Raw genomic sequence first — 23109 nt, forward strand, 5'->3', positions numbered from 1 at the left:
CTGCGCGACTTACTTTTTATCAGCCAGCCGCCTGAATGAGGAGAGCAACGTGAAAGCACGCGTAAAATGGACAGATGGTCGCCAGTTCGTCGCTGAGTCGGGCAGCGGCCACAGCGTGGTGATTGACGGCCCGCCCGATCACGGCGGCCGCAACACCGGCCCAAGGCCCATGGAAATGCTGCTGATGGGCATGGGCAGCTGCACGGCATTTGATATCCTGAACATTCTCGACAAGGCACGCGCCGACGTCACCGACTGCGTGGCAGAGCTTGACGCTGAGCGGGCCGACAGCGTGCCTTCGGTGTTCACGCGTATTCATGTGCACTTTGTGGTCACCGGTCGCGCGCTGAAAGAAAAACAGGTCCAGCGCGCCGTCGAGCTGTCCGCAGAAAAATACTGCAGTGCATCGATCATGCTCACCAACGGCGGCGTCGAGATCACCCATTCTTACGAGATCGTCGACGCCTGAGCGCTGTTGCATTGAAAATGCGCTCAAGCTTAGGCAGGCAGCCAAAAAACTTGCCCTGCTGGATGCATCCGGCGTCCGGGGCGGGCATAATACGCCCGCTTATTGAACGCCTGGGATGATCAGGTGCTGATTTGAGTGCTCATCACCATGCGTCGCTAACGCATGATCGGTTCCGGCGTTGGCTCGTCGGGGTGTTTTCATCTGCCATAGGGAGGCTCGGACGTGTCAGATAATCTCCGACTCCACGGGTTTAACAACCTGACCAGCTCGCTAAGCTTCAACATTTACGATATCTGTTACGCCAAGACAGAAGAGCAGCGTGCGGCTTATATCGATTACATCGATGAGCTCTACAATGCCGAACGGCTAACGCAGATTCTTAAAGACGTGACCAACATCATTGGCGCCCATGTGCTGAACATTTCGCGCCAGGATTACGAGCCCCACGGCGCCAGCGTGACGGTACTGATTGCCGAACATGAGCTGGACGAGACGGCCCCCGAGCAGACAGAACCTGGGCCGGGGCCGCTGCCGGAAACCGTGGTCGCGCACCTGGACAAAAGCCATGTCACGGTGCACAGCTACCCTGAATCACACCCGGATAACGGCATCAGCACCTTCCGCCTGGATATCGATGTCTCGACCTGTGGTCATATCAGTCCCCTCAAGGCGCTGAACTACCTGATCCACAGCTTCGACTCCGATATCGTGACGATGGATTATCGTGTTCGCGGCTTTACCCGCGACGTGGACGGCAAAAAGCTGTTTATCGACCACGACATCACCTCGATCCAGGATTACCTGGCCGAAGACACCAAGCACGCCTATCAAATGATCGACGTGAACGTGTACCAGGAAAACATGTTTCACACCAAGATGCTGCTCAAGGACTTCGAACTGGACAACTATCTGTTCGGCACTTCTCGGCGGGATATCACCTTCGAGGAAGCGCGCGATATCGAAGACCGCTTGCGCAAGGAAATGCTCGAGATCTTCTACTCGCGCAACCTCGACTGAAGACGCGCGGCTAGTAAACCCCCGGCTCACCCTCGGGCCGGGTCTTGAAACGCCGATGCAGCCAGAGATACTGCTCGGGGTGCTGGCGAATCGCCTGCTCGATAAAGGCATTGACCCGGGTGGCATCGGCCACTTCATCGTGGCTGGGATAATCTTCCAGCGCGGGCAGCCACTCGTAGGTGTAGGTACGGTTATCGGGGTTGCGGTAGAAAATCAACGGCACGACCTGCGCCCCGGTCATCCGCGCAATTTTGGCAGTTAACCGCACGGTCGCGGCCTGTTGACCAAAAAACGGGGCAAACACGCTGGCATCACGGCCAAAGTCCTGGTCGGGTGAATACCATACCGAGTGTCCGGCTTTCAGCCGCCGTATAACGCTGCGCAGGTCATGACGGTGAATCATCTCATCGAACACCCGCCGACGGGCGCGGGTCATGAAGCGGTCGAACAGCGGGTTATTGTGCGGACGGTAGACCGCGTCCGAGCGGAAAAACAGCGAATGCAGCGCGCCCCCCAGATCCAGCGGCGAAAAATGCACGCCAATGATCAGCACCCCCTTCCCCTGCGCCTGGGCCCTGGCCAGATTCTCTTCGCCGATGCACGCGACGCGATGGCGAAAGTCCTCGGGGCTGCGGCACCACGCAACAGCGGTTTCCATCAGCCCGATGCCATTGGCAATAAAGGTCTGCTTGACCAACCGGCGCTGTTCGTCAGGGCTTTTTTCAGGAAAACAGAGCCTTATATTGACGTCGGTAATGTGTCGGCGGCGTTTGGCAAAGCGCCAGGCCAAACGCCCGATTGCCGACCCGATCGCCATGTTCAATCGCCAGGGAAGCCATGCCACGACATGCATGGACGCAATGGCCGCCCAGGTGGGCCAAAAGCGCGGGTGCGCGAAAGAACGGGGATACGATGAACCTGACATGTGTCTCGTCGCCATTTAATCAAAAGCGCCATGATAACGGCGCGGCACGCGGGGCAACACCCCTGTCAGCAAGGTGTAGCTGATGGTATCGCAGTGGCGAGCAACGTCATCCACCGATAGCACCGTGCCATTGCTTGCACGCCCCCAGAGCACAACCTCGCTGCCAATGACGGCATCGGGCACGCCGCTTACATCCACCGTGAACATGTCCATGGAGACCTTGCCTGCCAGCGAACAGCGCTGACCGTTCACCAGCACTGGCGTGCCATCCTGGGCGTGGCGGTCATAGCCATCGCCATAGCCCCCGGCCACCACCGCGATGCGCGAGGGACGCGGTGCCCGCCAGCGGCCGCCGTAGCCGACCGGTTCGCCCGCCTCAACGTCACGCAGGGCAATGATTTCAGAACGCAGCGTCATTACCGGACACAACCGGTCCGTGGCAGGGGTAGCGGTTTCCAGCGGATTACTGCCATACAGCATAATACCGGGCCGGTTCCAGGCGCCGTGGGCCTCCGGCCAGGCGAGGGTCGCGGGGGAATTCGCCAGACACAGCGGCGCATCAAGCTGAGTGGCAAGCGCTTGCAGCAGCGTCATCTGCTGTTGGAAGTAGCGGCTATCCGAGGCGTCGGCGGTGGCAAAGTGGCTCATCAGGTGCAGCCCTGTGGCCTCGGGCGCCTCGCTGAGCCGTTGCCAGACGGCGCAGGCGTCTTCAGGGGCAAACCCCAGGCGATGCATGCCCGAATCCACCTTGACCCAGACGGGAATCGGCGCGCGCGGCGAAAAAGCCAGCAGCGCCTCAACCTGCCAGGCACTGTGCACCGCCATCCATAGCCGGTAGTCATCCACCAGCGCCAACTCGTCAGCACTGAAGATACCTTCCAGCAGGATAATCGGTGCGGTGATGCCGCCTTCGCGCAGCGTCACTGCCTCTTCCAGGCACGCCACCGCGAATGCCGAGGCATCGTGCGCCAAGGCACGCGCGCATTCAAGCGCGCCGTGACCATAGGCGTCTGCCTTGATGACCGCTACGGAGCGGCTATGTGGCGCGCACTGACACGCCAGCTGATAGTTATGACGCAGTGCGTCCAAATCAATATGGGCCACCAGCGGGCGCATGAGTTTTCTCGCTTGTTGCTTGCCAATCGGGGTCGAACATTATCGCTAAATAAAGCCACCGGGCGCATGGCCCGGTGTTGGGGGAACTCACAAGGGTTAGAGAAAGACGGTTAGCTTTCAAAAATCGACGACAGCGACAACCCCTGCTTCTCCAGCGACCGGCGTAGTTTCTTGAGCGCCTCAACCTGAATCTGACGCACCCGCTCTCGGGTCAAGCCGATCTCGGCGCCCACTTCTTCAAGGGTCGCCGCTTCATGGCCACGCAACCCAAAACGACGTACCACCACCTCGCGCTGTTTTTCATTGAGCTCGTCGAGCCAGTGGTCAACGTGCTCCTTGACATCGCCATCCACCAGGGAGGCTTCGGGGCCGTGGTCCTCCTCATCAGACAGCGTGTCGATGAGGGGCTTGTCGCTTTCGCCGCCCATGGGGTAATCAACCGACGAGACCCGTTCGTTAAGCCCCAGCATCTTTTTCACCGTGCCTACCGGCTTGTCGAGGTGCTCGGCAATTTCTTCCGCCGTGGCTTCGTGGTCGAGCTTTTGCGTCAACTCACGGGCAGCCCGCAGGTAAATATTGAGTTCCTTGACCACATGGATCGGCAGACGAATGGTGCGTGTCTGATTCATCAACGCCCGTTCGATGGTTTGCCGTATCCACCAGGTGGCGTAGGTGGAAAAACGGAAGCCGCGTTCGGGGTCAAATTTCTCGACGGCCCGGATCAGCCCCAGATTACCTTCCTCAATCAGGTCCAGCAGGGTCAAGCCACGGTTGAGATAGCGACGGGCAATCTTCACCACCAGGCGCAGGTTGGACTCGATCATCCGCGAGCGCCCAAGCGGATCCCCCTTGCGGGCCAGGCGCCCGTAATAGACTTCCTCTTCCGGCGTCAGCAGTGGTGAAAAGCCAATCTCGTTGAGGTAAATCTGTGTGGCATCAAGACTTTGATGCTGACGGTCCTCGCGCCCTAACGCTTTTTCGAAGGCATCTTCAGCGGCGGTAACGTCCTCGCCGTCGTCAAGTGCTTCCTCCACAGCGTTCAGGTCTACTTCCTGTAGATCTTTTTCCAGCATACTCATGCGTCTTACCCCCGTTATATCGCCTATCCGCCCTTAAAAAAGCCAAATGGGTCGCTTGGGCTTCCCATCGTTATTGTTATACAAAGCGTTCACGCCGTTACCTGTCGAGTGGGTCTTGGCAACGTACGCTGTACATGGCTGATACCGGTTAGCGTGACGGTAGAAACTCCAGGGGATCTTGTGGTTGCCCTTCGCGGCGTACCTCGAAATGCAGTCTCACGTCTTCCGCGTCACTATCGCCCATAGTGGCAATTACCTCACCGGCTTCCACAACGTCGTTCTCGCTGACATTCAGGCTGTCGTTATGCGCATAAGCGCTGAGAAATTCATCGTTGTGCTTGAGCAGGATGAGGTTACCGTAACCGCGCACACCGCTGCCTGCATATACCACAATGCCAGGACCAGCAGCTCTTACAGGTTGCCCCTTTTCACCTGCGATATCAATACCGGCGGTGATGCTATCGCCCTGACCGAACTCGCCTACCACATCGCCGTCGCTGGGCCACCGCCAGTCGATGGTTTCGGCAGGCGTATAGGTGCGCCCATCGCGATCAGACGCCGAGTCCTCACGAGCGGCCGGCGCCTGTTCCGGAACCGTTTCGGCTTCCGGTTCAGGCGCTGTTTGCGTTTCAGCCTGTTCAGGCCGAGCTTGCTCAGCCTGAGGTTGAGGGGGGGGCGAATCGGAAGCCGACTGCGTCTCAGGAGCAGTGTCAGGCGTGGTGACATTTTCCTCGTCTCTGGCATCACGCTCAGCCGTCAGCCGCTGGTTACGCTCGATGGCTGACTCATCAGGCAACAACCAGTCCATTTGCTGATCATCGCTCGAGGCGGAGGTGGAAGCCCCGGGCGAAAGGCCTCTTGCCACCGCACCGCCTGAGCGTTCATCCGCTGAGGCGCCCCCCGACGTTGAAGCCGCACCCTCGCGCAGGGCAACCGTCTGCCCGGGATAGATGCGATAAGGAGGATCAATGTCATTGATTGCCGCCAGGTCACGGTAATCGAGATTATGCTGCCAGGCGATGCCGTACAGGGTGTCACCTTCCTTGACCTGGTATTCTGGGGAGCGCTCGACCGCTTCACGGGCGTCGCTCAAATCGCGCACCTGCGGGCCGCCGCCCTGCTGATTGGCACAGCCAGCAACGGCCAGCGCCAGTGCGGACATCATTACTATCTTACGCATGCAAAGCCTACTCCTTTTCAGCAGCGGAGGCGGTTTGGGGAGACGTTGGCAGCGTGCGCCTCAACCCACGCCGGTGTAACATGACAACCAGCAAGGCGCCAAACACCATCAACGCGATGACAGCGACCAGCTGGGCGGGCTCGCCCGTCAACTGCGCATAGTCACCGGGTAATAAATAGCGATAGTCCAACGGGATCATTTCACCATCACGACCCAGTTGATATCGCACCAGTTCTCGCCACGGCCAAATAACGGGCAGTGACCCCACGATAAAACCTAACAATAATTGAAGCGTTGAACCACGATGGCGGCGAAGCAGCCAGGAAAGCATCCGTGAGAACAGCGCCAGGCCAATGAGACAGCCGCTCCCGAATAGCAGGATGGTCGTCATATCAAAACCGCGCACAGCTTCCATCACCGTACTGTAAAGCCCCATGGTGAGCAGTAAAAAACTGCCTGATACGCCGGGCAGCAACATGGCACTGATGGCAATACTTCCCGCCACTACCAATATCAGGGATTCATTACCCAATGTTGACACCAGGGGCATCAAACCGGGTAGCCATTGAGCGAGCAGCAGTCCAGCCCCCAGCGGAAACAGGTAGTGCCACTTGAAGCGCGTTCGCGAATCACTCACAACGACGGCCGAAGCGGCCACCAAACCAAAGAAAAAACCGTCCAGCAGCAGCGGGTGCTCTTCCATCAACCACAGCGCCAGGTGCGCCACGCTGAAGACGCTGATCACAATACCGGCAAGCAGCGGTACCAGAAATGCCAGGTTAAGGTGCTGGCTCAGCCCACGCAGCCCGCCTTGACGCCATGCGCCAAAGGCACTCGGGCCAAACTGTTTGATGGTCAATATCAGTTCTTCATAAATGCCGCTGATAAACGCAATGGTCCCACCTGACACCCCCGGCACCGCGTCAGCGGCACCCATCCCGGCACCGGTTAATAACAATCGTACGGGTTGACGCTTCAATCGACCACTCCTTGCAATAAGGGAACAAAACGAACCGGTTCCAGGCGGCGTTTTTCAAACGCGTTGCCGACGCGTTTGATCTGGGTAAGCCATTGGCTGCCGTCGGATGCCTCTAAAGGGGCAATCAATACGCCATCGGGGCTTAACTGCTCGAGTAGCGGCTCTGGCAGCGTTTGGGCACAGGCGGTCAACAGAATGACGTCAAATGGCGCGGCGCCGGGCCAGCCTTCGCCACCGTCAGCAACGGCCAGCGACGCCCTGGCCCCCAGGCGGCTAAGCCGGAAGGCGGCGCGCCGGTGCAGGGCCTCGATGCGCTCAAGGGAAAACAGCCTATCGACCAGTCGGGCCAGAATGAGTGTTTGATAGCCAGAACCAGTGCCCAGTTCCAAAACCCGTTTGGGCTCGGCACGCAGCACCAGCTCGGTCATGCGTGCCACGATGAGCGGTTGCGACAACGTCTGGCCAAACCCGATGGGCAGGGAGGTATCTTCGTAGGCGCGGTGGGCCAGCGCCTCATCCACAAACAGATGGCGCGGTTCCTTGGCCATGACCTCAAGCACCCGTGCATCGCCAATTCCCTGGCGCATCAGGCGCTGGACCATGCGGTCACGGGTGCGCTGCGAGGTCATTCCAGTGCCGCGCAGCTCTTCCGGTGACAGTTCAGGCGAATGCATCCAGCCAGTCTCGAACGTCGTTGAGCGCCTGATGGCGCGTTAAATCCGTTTGCAAAGGGGTAATCGACACAAAGCCCGCTTCGACGGCCGCAAAGTCCGTGTCGTCACCATCGTCGGCATTGGCCGCCACCGGGGCGATCCAGTAACGGGTGCGCCCGCGCGGGTCTTTAATGGCCTGCGGTCGCTCGGCAGGGCCGCGATAGCCAAGCCGCGTGACTTTAACCCCCTTGATTTCTTCCCAGGGCACATCGGGTACGTTGACGTTGAGCAACGTGCGAGGCGGCAGCGACAGCTGGTCCACCGCCCCCACCAGGCTCGCCGCCAGGTGGCCGGCCGTGGCAAAGTGACGGTGGCCGCAGAGCGACATGGCAATCGCCGACATGCCCAGGTTGCGCCCTTCCATGGCAGCGGCAACAGTACCCGAATACAGCACGTCATCGCCCAGGTTACCGCCATGGTTAATGCCGGAAATCACCAGGTCGGGTTTTTCATCCCACACGCCGTTGACCCCCAGGTAGACACAGTCCGCCGGGGTGCCGTCGACACTGTAGAACCCGCTGTCCAGCGCGGTCATCGCCAGCGGTCGCGAGAGCGTCAGCGAGTTGCTCGCCCCACTGCGGTCACGGTCCGGGGCAACGACACGCAAATTGGCGTGCTTGGTCAGCGCATCGTAGAGCGCCTTGAGCCCCGGCGCATGAACACCATCGTCATTGGATAGCAGCAAACGCCGCATGGAAAACTCCTTAGTTGGTTACACCCACCCCGGCGCGCGCCCATCAGTCCGGCGACGCGATCAATTCACGGACCACCGCAGTGGCGAAACTGCCCCGCGGCAGAGCGAATGAGAGTACCACGCTCTGGGCTTCCCGGTTTAGCTGTGGCTCGCTCAAACGCATGCGTAACGCCCGCTGCCCTCGCTTGACCCCGCTGCGCAGCAAGCCCTCGCACAGCGATGGATGACGGTCCAGCAGCACTGCCTCGTAGTCGCCCGCCGCCTGCTGGGCGGTAGTACCTAATCCCCACAAGGGGCCTGTCGGATGCACATCCAGTACATCGGCACGCGCGCAAAGCGTGGCGTCTACCTGGTCGACATCGAACACGCTCCGGGTGCCGTCCAGCATCAGCGTATCGCCGTTAACTGGCTGTTGCCACTGGCCTTTCTCAATTCGCTCGCTAAGCAACTCGTTGAACAGAAAGCTGCGCGCGGTGGACAGCAGGATGCCGTGACGATCGTCACGCTTGCGCCACCCACGCGCCAGCAATGCTTCTGCGCGCTGTAAATTGCGCCCCGCTGGCCCGAAGCGTTGCGTCCCAAAGTAGTTGGGCACGCCCTGCTGACATAGCAACTGCCAACGCTGACTGACATCGTCCGTCTCTACCGCCTCACCGCTAAGCCGCAGTTGAAATCGATTGTAACGATGCACGCCCCGCTTCAACTTGCGGGGGTGGCGGGCGTGCTGCAAAACATCGACGCCGCCATCGGCGAGAGCCTGCATCAGCCCCTCAGGCGCCTCCTTGCCGGGCAAATGCACGCTCAACCATTGGCGAGTCACCGCGACACGGTCTTTCATCCCCGAATAGCCCACGTCACGGGGCGCAACACCACAGCGCTGGCTGAGCATTTTAACGACCTCCAGAGTCGTCAGGTTGCGCTTTTCAATATTCAGCCAAAGGTGTTCCCCGTGGCCTTCCGGGACAAAATCCAGCACCTCGTCGACCACAAAGTCGTCAGGTGCCAGACGAAACCGGCCGGGTTTTGGCGGGCCGAGTGTCGCATCTAGGCTGCGTTGCCAACGGGGCAATTCAAGCATGGGGCCTCTCAAGCGAGCCGAGCAGCACCACCGCTTCGGCAGCGATGCCTTCACCGCGCCCGGTAAAGCCCAGCCGCTCGGTAGTCGTGGCTTTAACATTCACCTGGCCCGTGGCCACACCCAGGTCGGCCGCGATCACCTCGCGCATGGCGCCCACAAAGGGGGCCAGCTTTGGCGCCTGGGCCATCACCGTGGCATCGATATTGATAACGTTATACCCTTCGGCGCGCACCAGGGCGATAACCTGGCGCAGGAGATCGCGGCTGTCCGCCCCTTTCCACGCCGGGTCGGTGTCCGGGAAGTGATGACCTATATCGCCCAGTGCACAGGCGCCCAGCAGGGCATCGCTCACTGCGTGCAACAGCACATCGCCGTCGGAGTGGGCAATGAACCCTTGCTCAAACGCCACCTTGACCCCGCCAAGCATCAGATGATCGCCGGGGCCAAACCGGTGGACGTCAAACCCATGACCAATGCGCATTAAAGGCTCCTCTCGGTGGTAGCACGCTGTGAGGTAAGAATAGCGGCCGCCAGTGCCAGATCATCGGGGTGGGTCACTTTAAGGTTATCCCGTCGCCCGGACACCAGTTGGGGAGCATCACCCAATGCCTCCACGGCGGAGGCTTCATCGGTCACCAGCGTATGCCGGTTGCGCGCCTCGACCAGCGCCCGGTGAAGCTGGCGGTAGCGAAAGCCCTGCGGCGTCAAGGCATGCCACAGCGCGTCGCGGGGCTCACTACACAGGCTGGCGCCGCTTGGGCTGGCGCGTTTCATGGTGTCGGCCACTGGCATTGCCAGCAGCGCGCCCGCTGCATGGCGCTGCACGGCCTGGTGGAGCGCCAGCAGATCCTCACGGGTTACACAGGGGCGGGCAACATCATGGACAAGCACCAGGTCATCATCCCCCGCATCGATGGCCGCGAGCGCGTTGAGCACGCTGTCCATACGCTCTTCGCCGCCGGTGACACGCTGCCAGTCGGCAAACGGCACCCACTCTTCAGCGAACCAGTGGTCGTCGTCATCCAGGCACAGCATTAGCCTTGCGTCCGGAAAGGCGCTGTACAAGCGTTCCAGGGTATGCACAAGCAGCGGGCGTCCCAGCAACGTCAGGTACTGCTTGGGCCTGTCTGCCTCCATGCGGCGCCCTTGACCGGCAGCGGGCACCACTAACCATAAAGGATCACTCATCTGGCGACTCCGGTCTGACCACCGAACGGGCGTTGATGCCGATCAATTCTTCCTCGATGGCAACACCTGGCACCCAGAAAAACTGTTCGTCGGTGCGTACCATGCCCATATCGCTGCGTGCGCGCTCTTCAATCGCATCCAGGCCGCCCTTGAGGTCGGTCACTTCAGCCGCCATTCGGGCATTGCGCTCGCGCAGGGGCACATTCTCTGCCTCTTGAGCGGCAACGCGCTGCTCGAGTCGCTGCAAGTCAAGCCAGCCGCCATCGCCAAGCCAAAGCTGGTACTGCAGCATGCCCAGCACCAGCAGCAGCGCAATCAATAGCCATCTGCGCATGACCGCTCTCCTTAAAGCCGACCACCCAAGGTCATCGAACCGGTTATATGGATAAATTGGCGCGCATTATGCCATTAAGCGGCTCGGCCAGCGAGTTGCTTTCACTTGTAGGGCAGCGCCTCAAAGGCGGCATCGCGGTAGGCGGCCACTTGTTGCCCCTCTTCACGGCAAAAGGTCGCGACCGCGTTTGCCAGTCCGGGGTGGGCCAGGTAATGCAAGGAGCGCACGCGATGGGGCGCAAAGCCGCGCAGCAGCTTGTGCTCACCTTGTGTGCCCGGATCAAACAGGGTAAGCCCCTGCTCCAGGCAAAACTCGATGCCCTGGTAATAGCAGGCTTCGAAATGCAGGCAGTCGGCCATTACTTCGCTGCCCCAGTAACGTCCATAAAGCGTCTGAGCACCTCGAAAGTAAAGCGCGGCCGCAACGGGTCGCCCGTCAAGACGCGCCTGTACCAAGACCAGCGACTCGGGCATGGCATGATAAATCCGGGTAAAGAAATCCTGGGTCAGATAAGGCGGCCGACCGCGTTCCTGGTAGGTAATGGCGTAACAGCTGTAAAAATGCGCCAGGTCAGCAGGCGTGATCTGCTCGCCGACCAAGCGCACCACCTCCAGGCCCTGCTCGGCCACCAGACGGCGTTCACGCTTGATCATTTTACGCCGCTTGGACGTCAGCGCAGCGAGAAACCCGTCGAAGTCGCCGAAGTCTCGATCACGCCACTGAAACTGCACACCCTCGCGGCTGATGAGCTCGGGGCACTGGGCCTGCCACGCTTCCACTTCTGACGTGTCAGCAAACAGCAAATGCCAGCTCGAAAGGTCCTGGCGCTGGCACTGCGCCTGCCAGCCCTGGGCCAGGGCCGTGTAGACGGCTTGCGTATCAACTCCTTGGGCCACCAAGGCGCGCGCGCCGGGCACCGGGGTAAACGGCACGGCACTCAGCGCTTTAGGGTAATAATGCCCGCCGGCCCGCTCGAAAGCGTCGGCCCAGCCCCAGTCAAACACATATTCACCGTAGGAATGATGCTTCTCGTAGAGCGGCATGGCGCCCACCAGCTGATCACCCTGCCACACGGTTAAGTGGCGGGGCTGCCAGCCGGTCACCGGGCCTACCGAGCCGCTCGCTTCCAATGCATGCAGGAAGGCGTGACGTAAAAACGGCTGATCGGCATCCACCAGGGCATCCCACTGGCTGGCCGACACAGCCTCCATGGCGGATAACACCGCAACCGATAGCGACGCTGGCATAGTCTCTCCCGAACCTGGAATTGGCTTAACTTAAGCTACTCTACACTATGCAGGCCCTATTCCCTGCTACGATACAAGCGCGCGATTTAACGCCATAAACAGCCCCGCACCTACCGTCAGTCAACGTTACCCACCTTACCGTTGCTGGCCAGTAAAATTGTTCCGTCCCATTTAAGCCGGGGAGCGAGCGGCCGATAATGTTAATATAAGGTTTCATTGACACCTTCATCACGGAGCAAGGATGCCAGCACCATCATCCCCTGATAACGAGCCTCAGCGTCTGGCAGCGGTGCATGCGCTTCGTGTTCTTGACACCCCCGCCGAAGCGGCGTTTGACCGGCTTACGCAGCTTGCCCGCGAGCTGTTTGACGTACCGATTGCCATCATCTCGCTGGTTGACGAGCACCGCCAATGGTTCAAGTCGCACCCGGGGTTCGATATCACCCAGACCGAGCGTGATACCTCGTTTTGTGTGCATACCATAATCGCCGATGCGCCCTTGATCGTGTCGGATGCCCACCTTGACCCGCGCTTTGTTGACAACCCCCTCGTCCACGGTGAGCCGTACCTGCGCTTTTACGCAGGCTACCCGCTGCGCTCGGATGACCGCTTTGTCCTGGGCACGCTATGCCTGCTGGACAGCCGCTCCCGCGACTTTGGCGAGCAGGAATTAAGGCTGTTAAAGGGTTTGGCGGGCCAGGTGGAGGAGCTGTTTCGGTTGCACGCCATACGCCATGACCTGGCCGAGACGACCCGTCGCTATGATGCCCTGTTTCACGGTAGCGCCACCGGCATCCTGAGAATCGACCGCAACGGTCTGATCCTGAGCATTAACGCCTTTGCCCTGACGCTGCTGGGCTATTCGCAAGACGAAGTCATGGGGCAAAACGTCGCCATGCTGGCCCCTTCAGAGTCGCACCACCTCCTTAACAACTTTATTACGCGATTTTTAGGCGGCGGAGACCCCCAGGAAATGGGGCGCGGCTGCGAGGTCGAGGTTCAACACAAGGCAGGCCACCGCGTCACGGTTCACCTGGCGGTCAATGCCATCAAGGACGAGTCGGACCAAGTCACCGAGTTCATTGGCCTTATCACCGATTTAAGCCAGGTCCAGGCTGCCAATCGGCGCACTCGAAAAGAACAGAGCCTGCTGAAGGTACTGCATCAGGGGATTACCGACTATCAGGCGCTCATGTCCGGCGAACGGCTGTGGACCTTTTTGACGGAAGCCCTGAGCGAACTCACCGACAGCGAATACGCCTTGATTGGTGAGGTGCTGCCCGGCGACACCAGCAATGCGCTGAAGCTCAATGCCATCAAAGGGCCGTTGTGGAGTCCCGAATCGCGTCATCACATCGAGCAACTGCTCAGTGGCGACCGGGTGCTCAAGAATCCAGACTCACTGTTGGGACGCGTCTTTGCCCGAGGCGAGGTGGTCATCGACAACGATGTCAATGAGTATACCCAGCGCAGCGAGTTCCCGCTGGGACAGGTGCAGTTCGATAACTACCTGGGCGTACCTATTTTCAGTCGCGGTCAACTTATCGGCATGTTTGCCATCGCCAACAGCCGCCAGCAGTTGGACCAGCACTTGCTGGACTGGCTACAGCCCTTCACCGACACCTGCGTGCTACTGATCAACCTGTACCGCCAGATGGCGGAGCGTGAGCAGGTCATGCAGGACTTGGCCAATACCCGCGATCAAGCCGAACGCGCCAACCAAGCCAAGAGCGAATTTTTATCATCGATGAGCCATGAGCTGCGCACGCCGCTCAACGCGATTCTCGGCTTTGCCCAGGTACTCGGCCACAACCCCCGCGCCCCTCTGAACGACAAACAAAAGCGCCAGGTCAACCAGATCGAAAAGAGCGGCCACCATCTGCTTAGTTTGATCAACGACGTGCTGGATTTGGCCAAAATCGAGGCGAGCCAGCTGTCGCTTTCCATTGAAGCCATTGCGTTGAACAGCCTCTTTGAAGATGCCTGCAGCACCCTCGAAGCGAACGCCGGGGCCGCCGGTATCACCCTGACCTGCACATTACCCGATAGCGACTTGAAGGTCAGTGCCGACTACACACGTACCAAGCAAATACTTCTCAACCTGCTGTCCAACGCGATCAAGTACAACGTTGCCAACGGGCGGGTCGATATTCTTGCGCAGCGTCAGAAAGATGTCGTCAGGATCAGCGTCAGCGATACAGGCCCCGGCGTCGAGACCAGCCGGTTCAGCGAGCTGTTCGAACCGTTTAACCGCCTTGATGCTGAAGGCAGCCACGTGGAAGGAACGGGCATCGGATTGTCCATTACCCGGAAATTAGTGGAACGCATGCACGGAGAGATCGGCGTCGACAGTCAGCCAGGCCATGGGTCGACGTTCTGGTTTACGTTGCCGGTGTCGACCTCCCCCGATGCCGAGCGCCCTGCAGGCTCCGAGCAACGACGCCTGCCCGAGACCGCAAACCAGCAAACACTGCTGTACATCGAAGACAATCCCGCCAACCAGCACCTGATGGAAGATATTGTCGACGCCATGGAGGGCGTGACGCTACGCACCGCATCAAGTGCCGAGATCGGCCTGGAAATGATGCGTTACGCCATCCCCGCCGTGGTGGTAATGGACCTGCACCTACCCGGCATGAGCGGCTATGAAGCGCTGGCCAAGCTGCGTGACACGCCCATCTATCGCGATGTGCGCGTCATTGCCCTGTCGGCCAATGCGCTGCCCAGCGACATAAAAAAGGGCCTCAGAGCAGGGTTTGATGCCTATTTAACCAAACCGATCGACATTAAACAGTTTACCGACACGCTTAACCCGTTGCTGGGGGCGCCCACCAGGCAGGAGCCATGACATTTTATTCCAAACACGTATTGGTCGTTGACGATAACCCCGTCAACATCGAGCTCATGATCGACTTGCTCGAGAATCAGGGTTTTCACAACACCCACGGCATCAGCGACCCCCGGGAGGTGCTCGCCTTTTGCCAGGCGTCACTGCCCGACCTGATATTGCTGGACATCCGCATGCCGCATCTGGATGGCTACGGGGTTATCGAACAGCTTAACGCACACTTCGATCAGCAGACGCCGCCGATCATCATCCTTACCGCCCAGATTGACGACGACACCCGACAGCGCGCGCTGGCGCTTGGCGTGCGCGACTTTGTTACCAAGCCTTTCAAGCACGCCGAGGTGCTGCAACGTATCCTCAACGTGCTCAACGTCGAGCACCGCTACCACGTCCGCGACCAACAGGCCGACACCCTGGAACGCATGGTCAATGAACGCACTCAGGCGCTTTATTTTCAATCATGCACCGACCCCATTACACAATTACCCAACCGGCGCGGCCTTACCCAAGCCCTCAGCGAAGCGACAAGACACAACGATGCCACCGGGCTATTGTTCATCGCATTAGACCGCTTTGATGATGTCATTCGGTTGCATGGGTACCGGATTGCCGAAAGACTGATGAGCCATATCGTCCAGCGCCTGGCTGAGCGCCTGGGCGATTCGCACACACTCGGCTTATGGGGTGGCAGCGAGCTGTTGGTGATTAGCGCCACCGATGACAAGCCCGAGCTTCTGTCGCTGGCCCATCACCTGATGGAAACGTTCGAAACCGACCAGCAGATTGACGATTTGCTGCTGCCGCTGGAGGCAAGAGTCGGTATTAGCCGCGCCCGCGGGGCATTTGATATCGAGCGGTTGGTCCATATGGCGACCTTGGCGCTGCCCCAGAAGAATGGCAGGTCGGTCCAGTGCTATAGCGAAACGCTCGAGGCCCAGCAGCGCCATCGGCTACACGTCCTGCAAGCCTTGCGCGGCGCCACCGAGCGCGGTGAAATGTCGCTCGTCTTCCAACCCAAGCTGCGCCTGAGTGATCAGCGGATTACCGGTGCCGAAGCGTTACTGCGTTGGCACCATCCCGACCTGGGGCACATATCGCCAGGCATGTTCATTCCCCTGGCCGAAGCCAGCGGAGATATCTTTTCGATTGGCGAGTGGGTACTGGAAGAGGCCATCAGGACGATCGTCGACTGGCGGCAGAAAAACGTGCTAGGTGATGACTTTCACATCGCCGTGAACGTAGCCGCCCGGCAGCTTGCGCGCAAGGATTTCGCCGAAAGCGTATTGCGCCAGCTGGAAGACCACCAAATCCCCGCGCGCTTCTTCGCCATTGAAGTCACTGAATCCGGTTTAATGAGCGATATGCAGAACGCCCGCCAGCAGCTTGCGCAGTTTACCCAGGCAAATATCGCTGTGGCCATCGATGATTTTGGCACCGGCCACTCTTCGTTGGCGTATATCAAGACACTGCCTTTTTCAACGCTGAAGATTGACCGCGCCTTTGTCATGGACCTGGAGGAAAGCGACGTAGAGCGCCAGCTGGCGCGCACCATTGCCCAACTGGCCCATAGCGTGGGTAGTGACGTTGTCGCGGAAGGCATTGAAACCGCGTATCAGGCCATGTACTTACGGGGTATTGGCTGTGAAACTGCGCAAGGCTACTATTTCTCTCGGCCATTACCGGCCAGCGAGTTCCTCGCCTGGTGCGATAATTGGCAGCCACACTTGCCACCAAAAGCCACGGAGACCGTTTAATGGCTCACGACTTGCTCGACCGGATACGCCAACGCCTTGAAGATCTCAATCGCTCGGAGCGTAAGGTCGCCAACGTGATTATCGATGATCCTGCGGCCGCTACCAGCCTGAGCATTGCCAGCCTGGCACAGGCGGCGAGCGTCAGCGAGCCGACGGTGAACCGTTTTTGCCGTAATTTTGGCGCCAAGGGCTACCCCGATTTCAAGATCAAACTTGCCCAGAGCCTGGCGGGCGGCACCCCCTACGTGACCCGGGCGGTGGAACCTGGCGACTCCGCCACCCAGTACACCCAGAAAATCTTTGGTGCCACCATTGCCGCCCTGGATGAAGCCCAACGTGAGGTCGACATGGGCGCCGTGGAGCGCATGGTGGATTACCTGACCCAGGCCAAGCAGATCCACTTCTTCGGCCTCGGCGCGTCCGGTGCGGTGGCACAGGATGCCCAGCACAAGTTCTTCCGCTTCAACCTGCCGGTCATGGTGCACATCGATGTGCTGATGCAACGCATGATTGCCGCTGCCTGCCACACTGGGGATGTGGTGGTGATCATTTCCTACACCGGGCGAACCCGTGAGCTGGTCGATATCGCGCGCGTCGCCCGGGAAGCGGGCGCTGTCGTACTGGGCATTACCGCACCGGATTCACCGCTGGCGCTGGAGTGCACCGCCACTCTTGAAGTCGCGACGCCGGAAGACACCGACCATTACATGCCCATGACGTCACGCGTGATTCAGCTGACGCTGATCGATGCGCTGGCCACGGGGGTAACGCTCCGGCGCGGCGAGGATTTCCTGCCGCACCTTAAAAAGATAAAGGACAGCCTGAGGGAGACACGCTTCCCTGTGCCCAAAAGCTCCTAACCGGTCACCGCGGCGGAAACGGTAATCTCTACCTTGAGTTCGTCGGCCGGCATCGGCGCGCAGACACAGGTGCGGGCCGGGGCATAACCTTCCGGTACCCAGGCATCCCAAACGGCATTCATCGCCGCGAAATCGCTACCGTCCTTGAGGTAGATCGTGGCGGTCAGCAGCTGTTCGCGCGACGAGCCAATCTCGCTCAAAAGAGCATCCACCCGCGTCAGCATGCTTTCGGTTTGTGCCGTAATATCATCGTAACGCGCCTCTGGCCCGGCGACCTGGCCACACAGGTGGGCCACACCCTGATGGATGACCGCACGGCTCATGCGGGCTTTGGTGTCGTGGCGTTCAATCGTCATTGGTTTCCTCATTGTCGTTGAATCCGTTGTCATCCAGCTACTCAGCACAGTCGATGCACTTGAGCACCAGCGGATCGCTTTCCAGTCGTTTAATGTTAATCCATTCACCGCATTCGATACATTCACCGAAGACACCTTGCTCGAGACGTTGCAAGGCGCCCGCGATACGCGCCACGTTTTGCTGGCGACACTGCTCTTCGGCCTTGGCCTGGCCCGCATTTACTTGCTTGGCCAACCAAGCGGCCAGCCCCTAGCGCAGGATCAGTACCGGCAGCTGGGCCTTCCTCAACATCGCGGTGGTGGTGCTGCCAACCAGCAAATGGCGAATCCGCGAGTGGCCGTAGGCGCCCATGACCAGCATATCGATGCCATGTTCCTCTTTGTAGGCGCGTAAGGTTTCTTCGACGTCACCCGCTCGAATGGCGCCTTCGGCAGTATGGCCCGCGCTCGTCAGGGTCGACAGCGCCCAATCCAGCTGTGAACGGTGCTCGGCGGTTTCTGCGCCGACGATGACAATGTGGCAGGTCGTGCCGTTAAACAACGGGCTTTTGGCGAGCATTTCAACGCCCTTGCGCGCTGTTTTGCTGCCATCGAAGGCCATCATGACGTTTTCGGGATGGGTGAATGTCCTGGGCACCATCAGGATAGGCCGGTGCACTTCGCGCACCACCCGCTCCAGGTTTGAGCCTATATGGCCGCTGGCCTGGTGCGCGGTTTCGCCACGCTTACCCACCACCAGCAGGCGTACACTCTTTTCCTGCTCGACCAGGGTTTCCACCAAGGTACCGTTGCGCTGCAGGGTATCCGGCGCTTCGACACCCGCTTTCAGGGCTCGCTGCTTGGCATCGTCCAGCACAAGCCTTCCACGCTCACGCGCCAGTTTGGCATGCTGTTCTTCGACGTCGGATAGCTTTTCCAGTAGGTGCTCGCGGGTGCCCAGTCCCAGGTTGCCGGTCAGGTCAGGCTCGGAGACTTGCGGGCGGTTATCCAGCACATGAATAAACGCGAGCGGCGCATCGAGCGCCTTGGCCGCCCAGGCAGCGTAGTCGCATACCCCTTCGGAAAACTGGGAACTGTCGATAGCCGCCAATACTCGATCAGACATTGATTAACCTCACTTGAGCGGGTGCAATACACATTATTGTTGTCGCCCACCTTTTTACACGAACTTATTGACCGGCAACAGCGACGGCCCCGACACCTCAACATGATAAGCTTGATGACCACTAGGGCGAATTGGCAAGGGGACGTATCTTGGGTATTAGCTGGGGTAGCATGATGCTGGTGGCGTTGGGCGGGGCTTTCGGCGGCATGGCCCGCGTCGCCCTCTCTAATCTATTTGCCAAATGGCTGGGTATCGCCTTTCCCTGGGGCACCCTGGCCGTTAACCTGCTGGGCGCTTTTGCCCTTGGCGGGTTGGCGAGCACACTCCATCAGGGCAGCCCACCCTCAGGGGGTGCCTGGCTGATTATCGCCGTCGGGCTGCTGGGCGGCTTCACGACGGTCTCGTCCTTCAGCCTGCAAACCCTGGGCCTGTGGGAAAGCGGCATGGGAGGCAAGGCGCTTGCCAATATCATCAGCACGCTGACATTCGGCGTGGCGGCGCTGTGCTTAGGTGCATGGTTAGCGGGAGGGGGCCTATGAAGGCGCTTGCCACCTATGCCGCGGTTGGCCTGGGCAGTGGTCTGGGCAGTGCGCTGCGTTTCGTCATCTCGTTATCGATGGCAGGCAGTTTCGGGAGCGCCTTTCCCTGGGGGACGCTTCTGGTCAATGTCGTCGGCTCAGGGCTGATCGGCTGGCTTGCCGGACGCATTGCCCGGGCACCCGATGCGCAACGCAAACGCTGGCAGCCCTTCTGGGTGGCTGGTTTTTGCGGCGGGTTCACCACCTTTTCGCTGTTCAGCCTAGAGGTCGTTTCACTTGCCCAGACCCAACCCCTCCTGGCGTTTGCTTATATCGCTGTCAGTCTGCCTTTATGGCTGGTGGCCGTATGGGCAGGGCAACGCTGCGCCCATAGCGGTTAAGTTATCCAGCTTGATCCGCGCTTAACCGGCTCTCGACTCGGCCGGTGATTGTTTTACTTTACCAGCCGCGGTACCCAGGCGAGGTAGACCACCATGCCCAGCAGTTCGACCAGTGACTGCAGGACAATGACCACCACCGCCGCGGCCCAGATATCGGGCAACGCAATCGCCAGCGGGAGTACCACAAAGGAATTGCGGGTGCCGAGGCTGAACACCAGCGTCCGGCCGGCCGCCGCGGGAAGACGAAAGAGTGTGTAAAGCGACTTGCTGACCAAGACTGCCGCCAACAGATAGAGCACGAAGATCACGGCGATTCGCCAAAGCACTTCTTGTGATTCAATAATCACATGTACTTGCGAGGCCGCAATCAAGAACACCACCGTGGCCAGCAGAGGCACGGGTAGCCACCCCATCACCTCAACGCCTCGCTTGAGTGCAGCGGATTGCGCGGCCCCTTTTTCGGTCAGCCAGGCAAGTAGCAACGGCGTCACGATCAGCCCTAAAAAGGCAGGCAACAAGTCGCTCAGCAGATGGGCACCGACAAACTGCTCGCCCATCATTAACGCGACATAAAGCGGCAAAAGTACTATCTGCAGCAGAAGCAATACGGGCGTCGCGGCAATTGCCCTGGCACTGTCTCCCTGCCCAAGATACGTAAAGCTGATAAACCAGTCGGTGCAGGGCACCAGCAAAACAAGCAGGACACCGAGCAGCACAGCGCCCTCCAACCCAAAAAGCGTGGTCAATCCCCACACGACCAACGGCATGACGATGAAGTTGCCCAACGCCAGTGCACCCATAAAGCGCCGGTCTTTGAAGGCTTGGGAAATATTCAAAAGGGGCACTTGGGTAAAGGTGGCGTATAGCAGCACGCCAAGTAGCGGCCAGAGGGCGATGTCCCATGCCTGAACCGTTTCCCAACGCGACCCCAAACCAATACCGGCAACAATGGCCAACAGATAAAGCCAGACTTGATACTTTTCCAGGGTGTCGCGCATCAAGGTAGCGTCTGCTCCTGAGTCAAATGGCCGTTGCAGGGGGCGGGTCATGCCCGAGAGATGGTTAGCTCACGCGCTCATATCCGCCCACCACACCTTGCTTGCTGAGCACAAACTGCCACAGCTGGGTTTCACGAGCACGAAAAGCGCCAGCGCAGCTTAGCAGGTAATAACGCCACATGCGGTAGAAGGTGTGGTCAAACTGCTCCTTGAATTGCGCCCAGTTGGCTTCAAAGTTTTTATGCCAGGCCATCAGCGTCTTGTCGTAATCGGCACCAAAATTATGGACGTCTTCGACCACAAATAACCCCTCCGCCGCGTCGGTCACTCGACCGAGGGTGGGGAGTTCGCCATTGGGGAAAATATACTTATCAATCCACGGGTCGGTTGACGTTGTGCTTAAATTCTTACCGATGGTGTGAAGCAGAAAGAGACCATCTTCTTTCAGGCAGCGGTTGGCGACTTCCATGTATTCGCGATAGTTCTTGCGCCCCACGTGCTCGAACATACCCACGCTGACGATACGATCAAACTGCTCGGTTTCATCGCGATAGTCCTGCAGCCGGAACTCAACCGGCAGCCCGGCTTTCATCAAGCGTTTGCCAAACTCGGCCTGCTGTTTGGAAATCGTCAGGCCCACGCATTCAACGCCGTAATGTTCGGCCGCGTAGGCCATGAAACTCCCCCAGCCGCAGCCGATATCCAGCACCCGCATACCGGGCTTGAGGTCCAGCTTGCGACAAATCAGATCGAGCTTGGCCTCCTGGGCATCATCAAGCGTTGCAGCGTCCTTCCAGTAGCCACAGGTGTAGGTCATACGCTTGTCGAGCATGGCCGCGTAGAATTCGTTGCCCAGATCGTAGTGTTTTTCGCCCACTTCCCAGGCCCGCTTGGCGTTCTGGCGATTGAGCAGCCGGGAGCGCAGTGAGTGATAGACAAGCTGCGTGGGCCGGATCCGCTGGTGGAGCTGGGCGCGCATCAGGCGATAAAAGAACTGGTCCAGAGATTTGGCATCCCAGTCGCCATTCATATAACTTTCGCCAAGCCCCAGATTGCCTCGCGAAAGGGCGCTATCGATAACGCCTGGCGCTTTCAGTTGAATATCCCAAGGGCGGTGGCCATTAATCGCAATATCCGCCTGTTTCAATAAATCCGCGACGAAGCGATGGGATGATGAGCGTTCGTCAAAAACCGTTTTTTGCGTATCCAAGGTTGGTAAATTCAAGGTTACACCCCACCTTTGCCTATGAGTGAATTGGTAACACCTCTTCACTAAGCATAGAACCAAGATCGACATTTGGTGAAGTTGGCGGCACTTTCTTCAGCCACAAAAAACCGGCCACGCTTCCATCGGAAGGGGCCGGTTGGGGCAGCGCTTAGCGCAATATCAGCACGGGAATGGTGCTCTTGCGCAGCATGTCGGTGGTGGTACTGCCCACCAGCAAGTGGCGAATGCGCGAATGGCCGTAGGCGCCCATCACCATCATGTCGATGCCATTGTCTTTGGCGTAGGCGTGAAGCGTGGCCTCCACCTCACCGGCGCGAATCGCCCCTTCGGCTTCGTGGCCGGCCTCGCGCAGGGTGGCCAGCGCCCACTCGAGCTGCGAGCTGTTCTCGCCGGTGTCAGCACCGACGATCACCACATGGCAGGCAATGCCGCTGAACAGCGGGCTCTTGGCGAGCATTTCAATGCCCTTCCGCGCCGTCTTGCTGCCGTCGAACGCCATCATGACCTTTGCCGGGGCTTTAAAGCCGCCGCGCGGCACCATCAGGATCGGCCGGTGCATTTCGCGCACCACGCGCTCGAGGTTTGACCCCAGATGACCGCTGGCCTGGTCGGCGGTTTCACCGCGCTTGCCCATGACCAGCAGACGCACATCGCTTTCAAGCTCTACCAGGGTTTCCACCAGGGTACCGTTGCGCTGACGGGTGGCGGGGTCGGCGATGCCGTCTTCAATGGCACGCGCCTTGGCCGCCTCGAGCATCAGCTTGCCCTGCTCGCGGTTGATCCTGGCCCGCTGCTCGTCAAGGTCGGAAAGCTCTTCCATGAGTTTTTCCCGCGCCCCGAGGCGCAGGCTGCCCGACAAATTGGGGTCTTCGGGCGCTTGCGAATGGTTGTCCACGACGTGAACAAACACCAGCGGCGCATTCAGCGCCTGGCTGGCCCAGGCGGCGTAATCGCAGACGCTTTCTGAAAACGATGAGCCGTCGATGGCGGCCAGTACCTGACCGGACATTGAGAATTGATCA

At 59.5% G+C, this 23109-nt stretch carries 25 protein-coding genes; 7 read left to right on the plus strand and 18 right to left on the minus strand.

Annotated elements, in window-relative coordinates; genetic code table 11:
- Positions 1-49 precede the first annotated feature (49 nt).
- The gene (locus tag BMX75_RS05870) at positions 50-469 is read left to right on the plus strand and encodes an OsmC family protein (protein ID WP_066319734.1); all 420 of its coding nucleotides are present in this window, start codon (positions 50-52) and stop codon (positions 467-469) included.
- A gap of 222 nt (positions 470-691) precedes the next feature.
- On the plus strand, positions 692-1486 hold the full coding sequence (gene speD, locus BMX75_RS05875; RefSeq protein WP_092826130.1) for an adenosylmethionine decarboxylase: 795 nt from the start codon (positions 692-694) through the stop codon (positions 1484-1486).
- A 10-nt stretch (positions 1487-1496) separates the two neighbouring features.
- Here the strand turns inward: speD and lpxL are convergent, their stop codons facing one another.
- The 12 genes from lpxL to BMX75_RS05935 all read right to left on the minus strand — a co-directional run bounded on the left by lpxL (position 1497) and on the right by BMX75_RS05935 (position 12019).
- A complete protein-coding gene (lpxL, locus tag BMX75_RS05880; protein ID WP_066319495.1) occupies positions 1497-2411 on the minus strand; it encodes an LpxL/LpxP family Kdo(2)-lipid IV(A) lauroyl/palmitoleoyl acyltransferase in 915 nt (304 codons plus the stop codon).
- 15 nt (positions 2412-2426) lie between these two features.
- A complete protein-coding gene (gene alr / locus BMX75_RS05885; protein WP_092826132.1) occupies positions 2427-3527 on the minus strand; it encodes an alanine racemase in 1101 nt (366 codons plus the stop codon).
- A gap of 110 nt (positions 3528-3637) precedes the next feature.
- Positions 3638-4606: an RNA polymerase sigma factor RpoS gene (rpoS, locus tag BMX75_RS05890; protein WP_092826134.1), complete on the minus strand. Its 969-nt coding sequence runs from the start codon at positions 4604-4606 to the stop codon at positions 3638-3640.
- Positions 4607-4754: 148 nt separating this feature from the next.
- A complete protein-coding gene (locus BMX75_RS05895; protein WP_092826136.1) occupies positions 4755-5786 on the minus strand; it encodes a peptidoglycan DD-metalloendopeptidase family protein in 1032 nt (343 codons plus the stop codon).
- A gap of 7 nt (positions 5787-5793) precedes the next feature.
- Complete coding sequence (locus BMX75_RS05900) at positions 5794-6765, minus strand: DUF368 domain-containing protein (RefSeq protein ID WP_092826138.1); 972 nt, start codon at positions 6763-6765, stop codon at positions 5794-5796.
- On the minus strand, positions 6762-7439 hold the full coding sequence (locus BMX75_RS05905; protein ID WP_066322389.1) for a protein-L-isoaspartate(D-aspartate) O-methyltransferase: 678 nt from the start codon (positions 7437-7439) through the stop codon (positions 6762-6764). The genes BMX75_RS05900 and BMX75_RS05905 overlap by 4 nt, the downstream gene beginning before the upstream one ends.
- On the minus strand, positions 7426-8172 hold the full coding sequence (gene surE, locus BMX75_RS05910; RefSeq protein WP_092826140.1) for a 5'/3'-nucleotidase SurE: 747 nt from the start codon (positions 8170-8172) through the stop codon (positions 7426-7428). Before surE ends, BMX75_RS05905 begins: the two co-directional genes overlap by 14 nt.
- A 43-nt stretch (positions 8173-8215) precedes the next feature.
- Positions 8216-9250, minus strand: coding sequence for a tRNA pseudouridine(13) synthase TruD (gene truD, locus BMX75_RS05915; RefSeq protein ID WP_092826142.1), 1035 nt, complete (start codon positions 9248-9250; stop codon positions 8216-8218).
- Entirely contained in the window at positions 9243-9731 is a 489-nt protein-coding gene (ispF, locus tag BMX75_RS05920) for a 2-C-methyl-D-erythritol 2,4-cyclodiphosphate synthase (protein WP_092826144.1), read from the minus strand. The genes truD and ispF overlap by 8 nt, the downstream gene beginning before the upstream one ends.
- The gene (gene ispD / locus BMX75_RS05925; protein WP_092826146.1) at positions 9731-10438 is read right to left on the minus strand and encodes a 2-C-methyl-D-erythritol 4-phosphate cytidylyltransferase; all 708 of its coding nucleotides are present in this window, start codon (positions 10436-10438) and stop codon (positions 9731-9733) included. Before ispD ends, ispF begins: the two co-directional genes overlap by 1 nt.
- A complete protein-coding gene (ftsB, locus tag BMX75_RS05930) occupies positions 10431-10772 on the minus strand; it encodes a cell division protein FtsB (protein ID WP_092826148.1) in 342 nt (113 codons plus the stop codon). The genes ispD and ftsB overlap by 8 nt, the downstream gene beginning before the upstream one ends.
- A 101-nt stretch (positions 10773-10873) precedes the next feature.
- Positions 10874-12019, minus strand: a complete 1146-nt coding sequence (locus BMX75_RS05935; protein WP_092826150.1) for a GNAT family N-acetyltransferase — start codon at positions 12017-12019, stop codon at positions 10874-10876.
- A 241-nt stretch (positions 12020-12260) separates the two neighbouring features.
- Between BMX75_RS05935 and BMX75_RS05940 the strand changes: the two genes are divergently transcribed.
- The 3 genes from BMX75_RS05940 to BMX75_RS05950 are packed head-to-tail and all read left to right on the plus strand — an operon-like array spanning position 12261 to position 17481.
- Positions 12261-14867, plus strand: coding sequence for a GAF domain-containing protein (locus BMX75_RS05940; RefSeq protein WP_092826153.1), 2607 nt, complete (start codon positions 12261-12263; stop codon positions 14865-14867).
- Positions 14864-16621, plus strand: a complete 1758-nt coding sequence (locus BMX75_RS05945; protein WP_092826155.1) for a GGDEF/EAL domain-containing response regulator — start codon at positions 14864-14866, stop codon at positions 16619-16621. Before BMX75_RS05940 ends, BMX75_RS05945 begins: the two co-directional genes overlap by 4 nt.
- Positions 16621-17481 carry a MurR/RpiR family transcriptional regulator gene (locus BMX75_RS05950; RefSeq protein WP_066322417.1) on the plus strand — a complete coding sequence of 287 codons (861 nt, stop codon included), beginning with the start codon at positions 16621-16623 and terminating at the stop codon, positions 17479-17481. The genes BMX75_RS05945 and BMX75_RS05950 overlap by 1 nt, the downstream gene beginning before the upstream one ends.
- On the opposite strand, the gene BMX75_RS05955 is transcribed toward BMX75_RS05950, so the two are convergent.
- Genes BMX75_RS05955 through BMX75_RS05965 form a run of 3 tightly spaced genes read right to left on the minus strand, consistent with a single transcriptional unit; the run spans position 17478 to position 18942 of the window.
- A complete protein-coding gene (locus tag BMX75_RS05955) occupies positions 17478-17837 on the minus strand; it encodes a RidA family protein (protein ID WP_092826157.1) in 360 nt (119 codons plus the stop codon). The genes BMX75_RS05950 and BMX75_RS05955 overlap by 4 nt on opposite strands.
- A 37-nt stretch (positions 17838-17874) precedes the next feature.
- Entirely contained in the window at positions 17875-18072 is a 198-nt protein-coding gene (locus tag BMX75_RS05960; RefSeq protein ID WP_245748385.1) for a TraR/DksA family transcriptional regulator, read from the minus strand.
- A gap of 15 nt (positions 18073-18087) precedes the next feature.
- Positions 18088-18942 (minus strand): universal stress protein, encoded by an 855-nt coding sequence (locus BMX75_RS05965; RefSeq protein ID WP_092826161.1) that lies wholly within the window; start codon positions 18940-18942, stop codon positions 18088-18090.
- Positions 18943-19091: 149 nt separating this feature from the next.
- On the opposite strand from BMX75_RS05965, the gene BMX75_RS05970 reads away from it, so the two are divergent.
- Entirely contained in the window at positions 19092-19481 is a 390-nt protein-coding gene (locus tag BMX75_RS05970; protein ID WP_245748388.1) for a fluoride efflux transporter FluC, read from the plus strand.
- A complete protein-coding gene (locus tag BMX75_RS05975; RefSeq protein WP_092826165.1) occupies positions 19478-19861 on the plus strand; it encodes a fluoride efflux transporter FluC in 384 nt (127 codons plus the stop codon). Before BMX75_RS05970 ends, BMX75_RS05975 begins: the two co-directional genes overlap by 4 nt.
- Before the next feature lie 53 nt (positions 19862-19914).
- On the opposite strand, the gene BMX75_RS05980 is transcribed toward BMX75_RS05975, so the two are convergent.
- The 3 genes from BMX75_RS05980 to BMX75_RS05990 all read right to left on the minus strand — a co-directional run bounded on the left by BMX75_RS05980 (position 19915) and on the right by BMX75_RS05990 (position 23096).
- Entirely contained in the window at positions 19915-20859 is a 945-nt protein-coding gene (locus tag BMX75_RS05980; RefSeq protein ID WP_092826167.1) for an arsenic resistance protein, read from the minus strand.
- Positions 20860-20923: 64 nt separating this feature from the next.
- Positions 20924-22084, minus strand: a complete 1161-nt coding sequence (gene cfa / locus BMX75_RS05985; protein ID WP_092826169.1) for a cyclopropane fatty acyl phospholipid synthase — start codon at positions 22082-22084, stop codon at positions 20924-20926.
- Positions 22085-22235: 151 nt separating this feature from the next.
- Positions 22236-23096: a universal stress protein gene (locus tag BMX75_RS05990; protein WP_092826516.1), complete on the minus strand. Its 861-nt coding sequence runs from the start codon at positions 23094-23096 to the stop codon at positions 22236-22238.
- Positions 23097-23109 lie beyond the last annotated feature (13 nt).

The sequence above is a fragment of the Vreelandella subterranea genome (genome assembly GCF_900111305.1).
GTDB lineage: Bacteria > Pseudomonadota > Gammaproteobacteria > Pseudomonadales > Halomonadaceae > Vreelandella > Vreelandella subterranea.

Coding starts and splice junctions, on each gene's coding strand:
- lpxL (WP_066319495.1), bottom strand. CDS start 2,411: ATGTCAGGTTCATCGTATCCCCGTTCTTTCGCGCACCCGCGCTTTTGG.
- alr (WP_092826132.1), bottom strand. CDS start 3,527: ATGCGCCCGCTGGTGGCCCATATTGATTTGGACGCACTGCGTCATAAC.
- rpoS (WP_092826134.1), bottom strand. CDS start 4,606: ATGAGTATGCTGGAAAAAGATCTACAGGAAGTAGACCTGAACGCTGTG.
- BMX75_RS05895 (WP_092826136.1), bottom strand. CDS start 5,786: ATGCGTAAGATAGTAATGATGTCCGCACTGGCGCTGGCCGTTGCTGGC.
- BMX75_RS05905 (WP_066322389.1), bottom strand. CDS start 7,439: ATGCATTCGCCTGAACTGTCACCGGAAGAGCTGCGCGGCACTGGAATG.
- surE (WP_092826140.1), bottom strand. CDS start 8,172: ATGCGGCGTTTGCTGCTATCCAATGACGATGGTGTTCATGCGCCGGGG.
- truD (WP_092826142.1), bottom strand. CDS start 9,250: ATGCTTGAATTGCCCCGTTGGCAACGCAGCCTAGATGCGACACTCGGC.
- ispF (WP_092826144.1), bottom strand. CDS start 9,731: ATGCGCATTGGTCATGGGTTTGACGTCCACCGGTTTGGCCCCGGCGAT.
- ispD (WP_092826146.1), bottom strand. CDS start 10,438: ATGAGTGATCCTTTATGGTTAGTGGTGCCCGCTGCCGGTCAAGGGCGC.
- ftsB (WP_092826148.1), bottom strand. CDS start 10,772: ATGCGCAGATGGCTATTGATTGCGCTGCTGCTGGTGCTGGGCATGCTG.
- BMX75_RS05935 (WP_092826150.1), bottom strand. CDS start 12,019: ATGCCAGCGTCGCTATCGGTTGCGGTGTTATCCGCCATGGAGGCTGTG.
- BMX75_RS05940 (WP_092826153.1), top strand. CDS start 12,261: ATGCCAGCACCATCATCCCCTGATAACGAGCCTCAGCGTCTGGCAGCG.
- BMX75_RS05945 (WP_092826155.1), top strand. CDS start 14,864: ATGACATTTTATTCCAAACACGTATTGGTCGTTGACGATAACCCCGTC.
- BMX75_RS05950 (WP_066322417.1), top strand. CDS start 16,621: ATGGCTCACGACTTGCTCGACCGGATACGCCAACGCCTTGAAGATCTC.
- BMX75_RS05955 (WP_092826157.1), bottom strand. CDS start 17,837: ATGACGATTGAACGCCACGACACCAAAGCCCGCATGAGCCGTGCGGTC.
- BMX75_RS05965 (WP_092826161.1), bottom strand. CDS start 18,942: ATGTCTGATCGAGTATTGGCGGCTATCGACAGTTCCCAGTTTTCCGAA.
- BMX75_RS05975 (WP_092826165.1), top strand. CDS start 19,478: ATGAAGGCGCTTGCCACCTATGCCGCGGTTGGCCTGGGCAGTGGTCTG.
- BMX75_RS05980 (WP_092826167.1), bottom strand. CDS start 20,859: ATGCGCGACACCCTGGAAAAGTATCAAGTCTGGCTTTATCTGTTGGCC.
- BMX75_RS05990 (WP_092826516.1), bottom strand. CDS start 23,096: ATGTCCGGTCAGGTACTGGCCGCCATCGACGGCTCATCGTTTTCAGAA.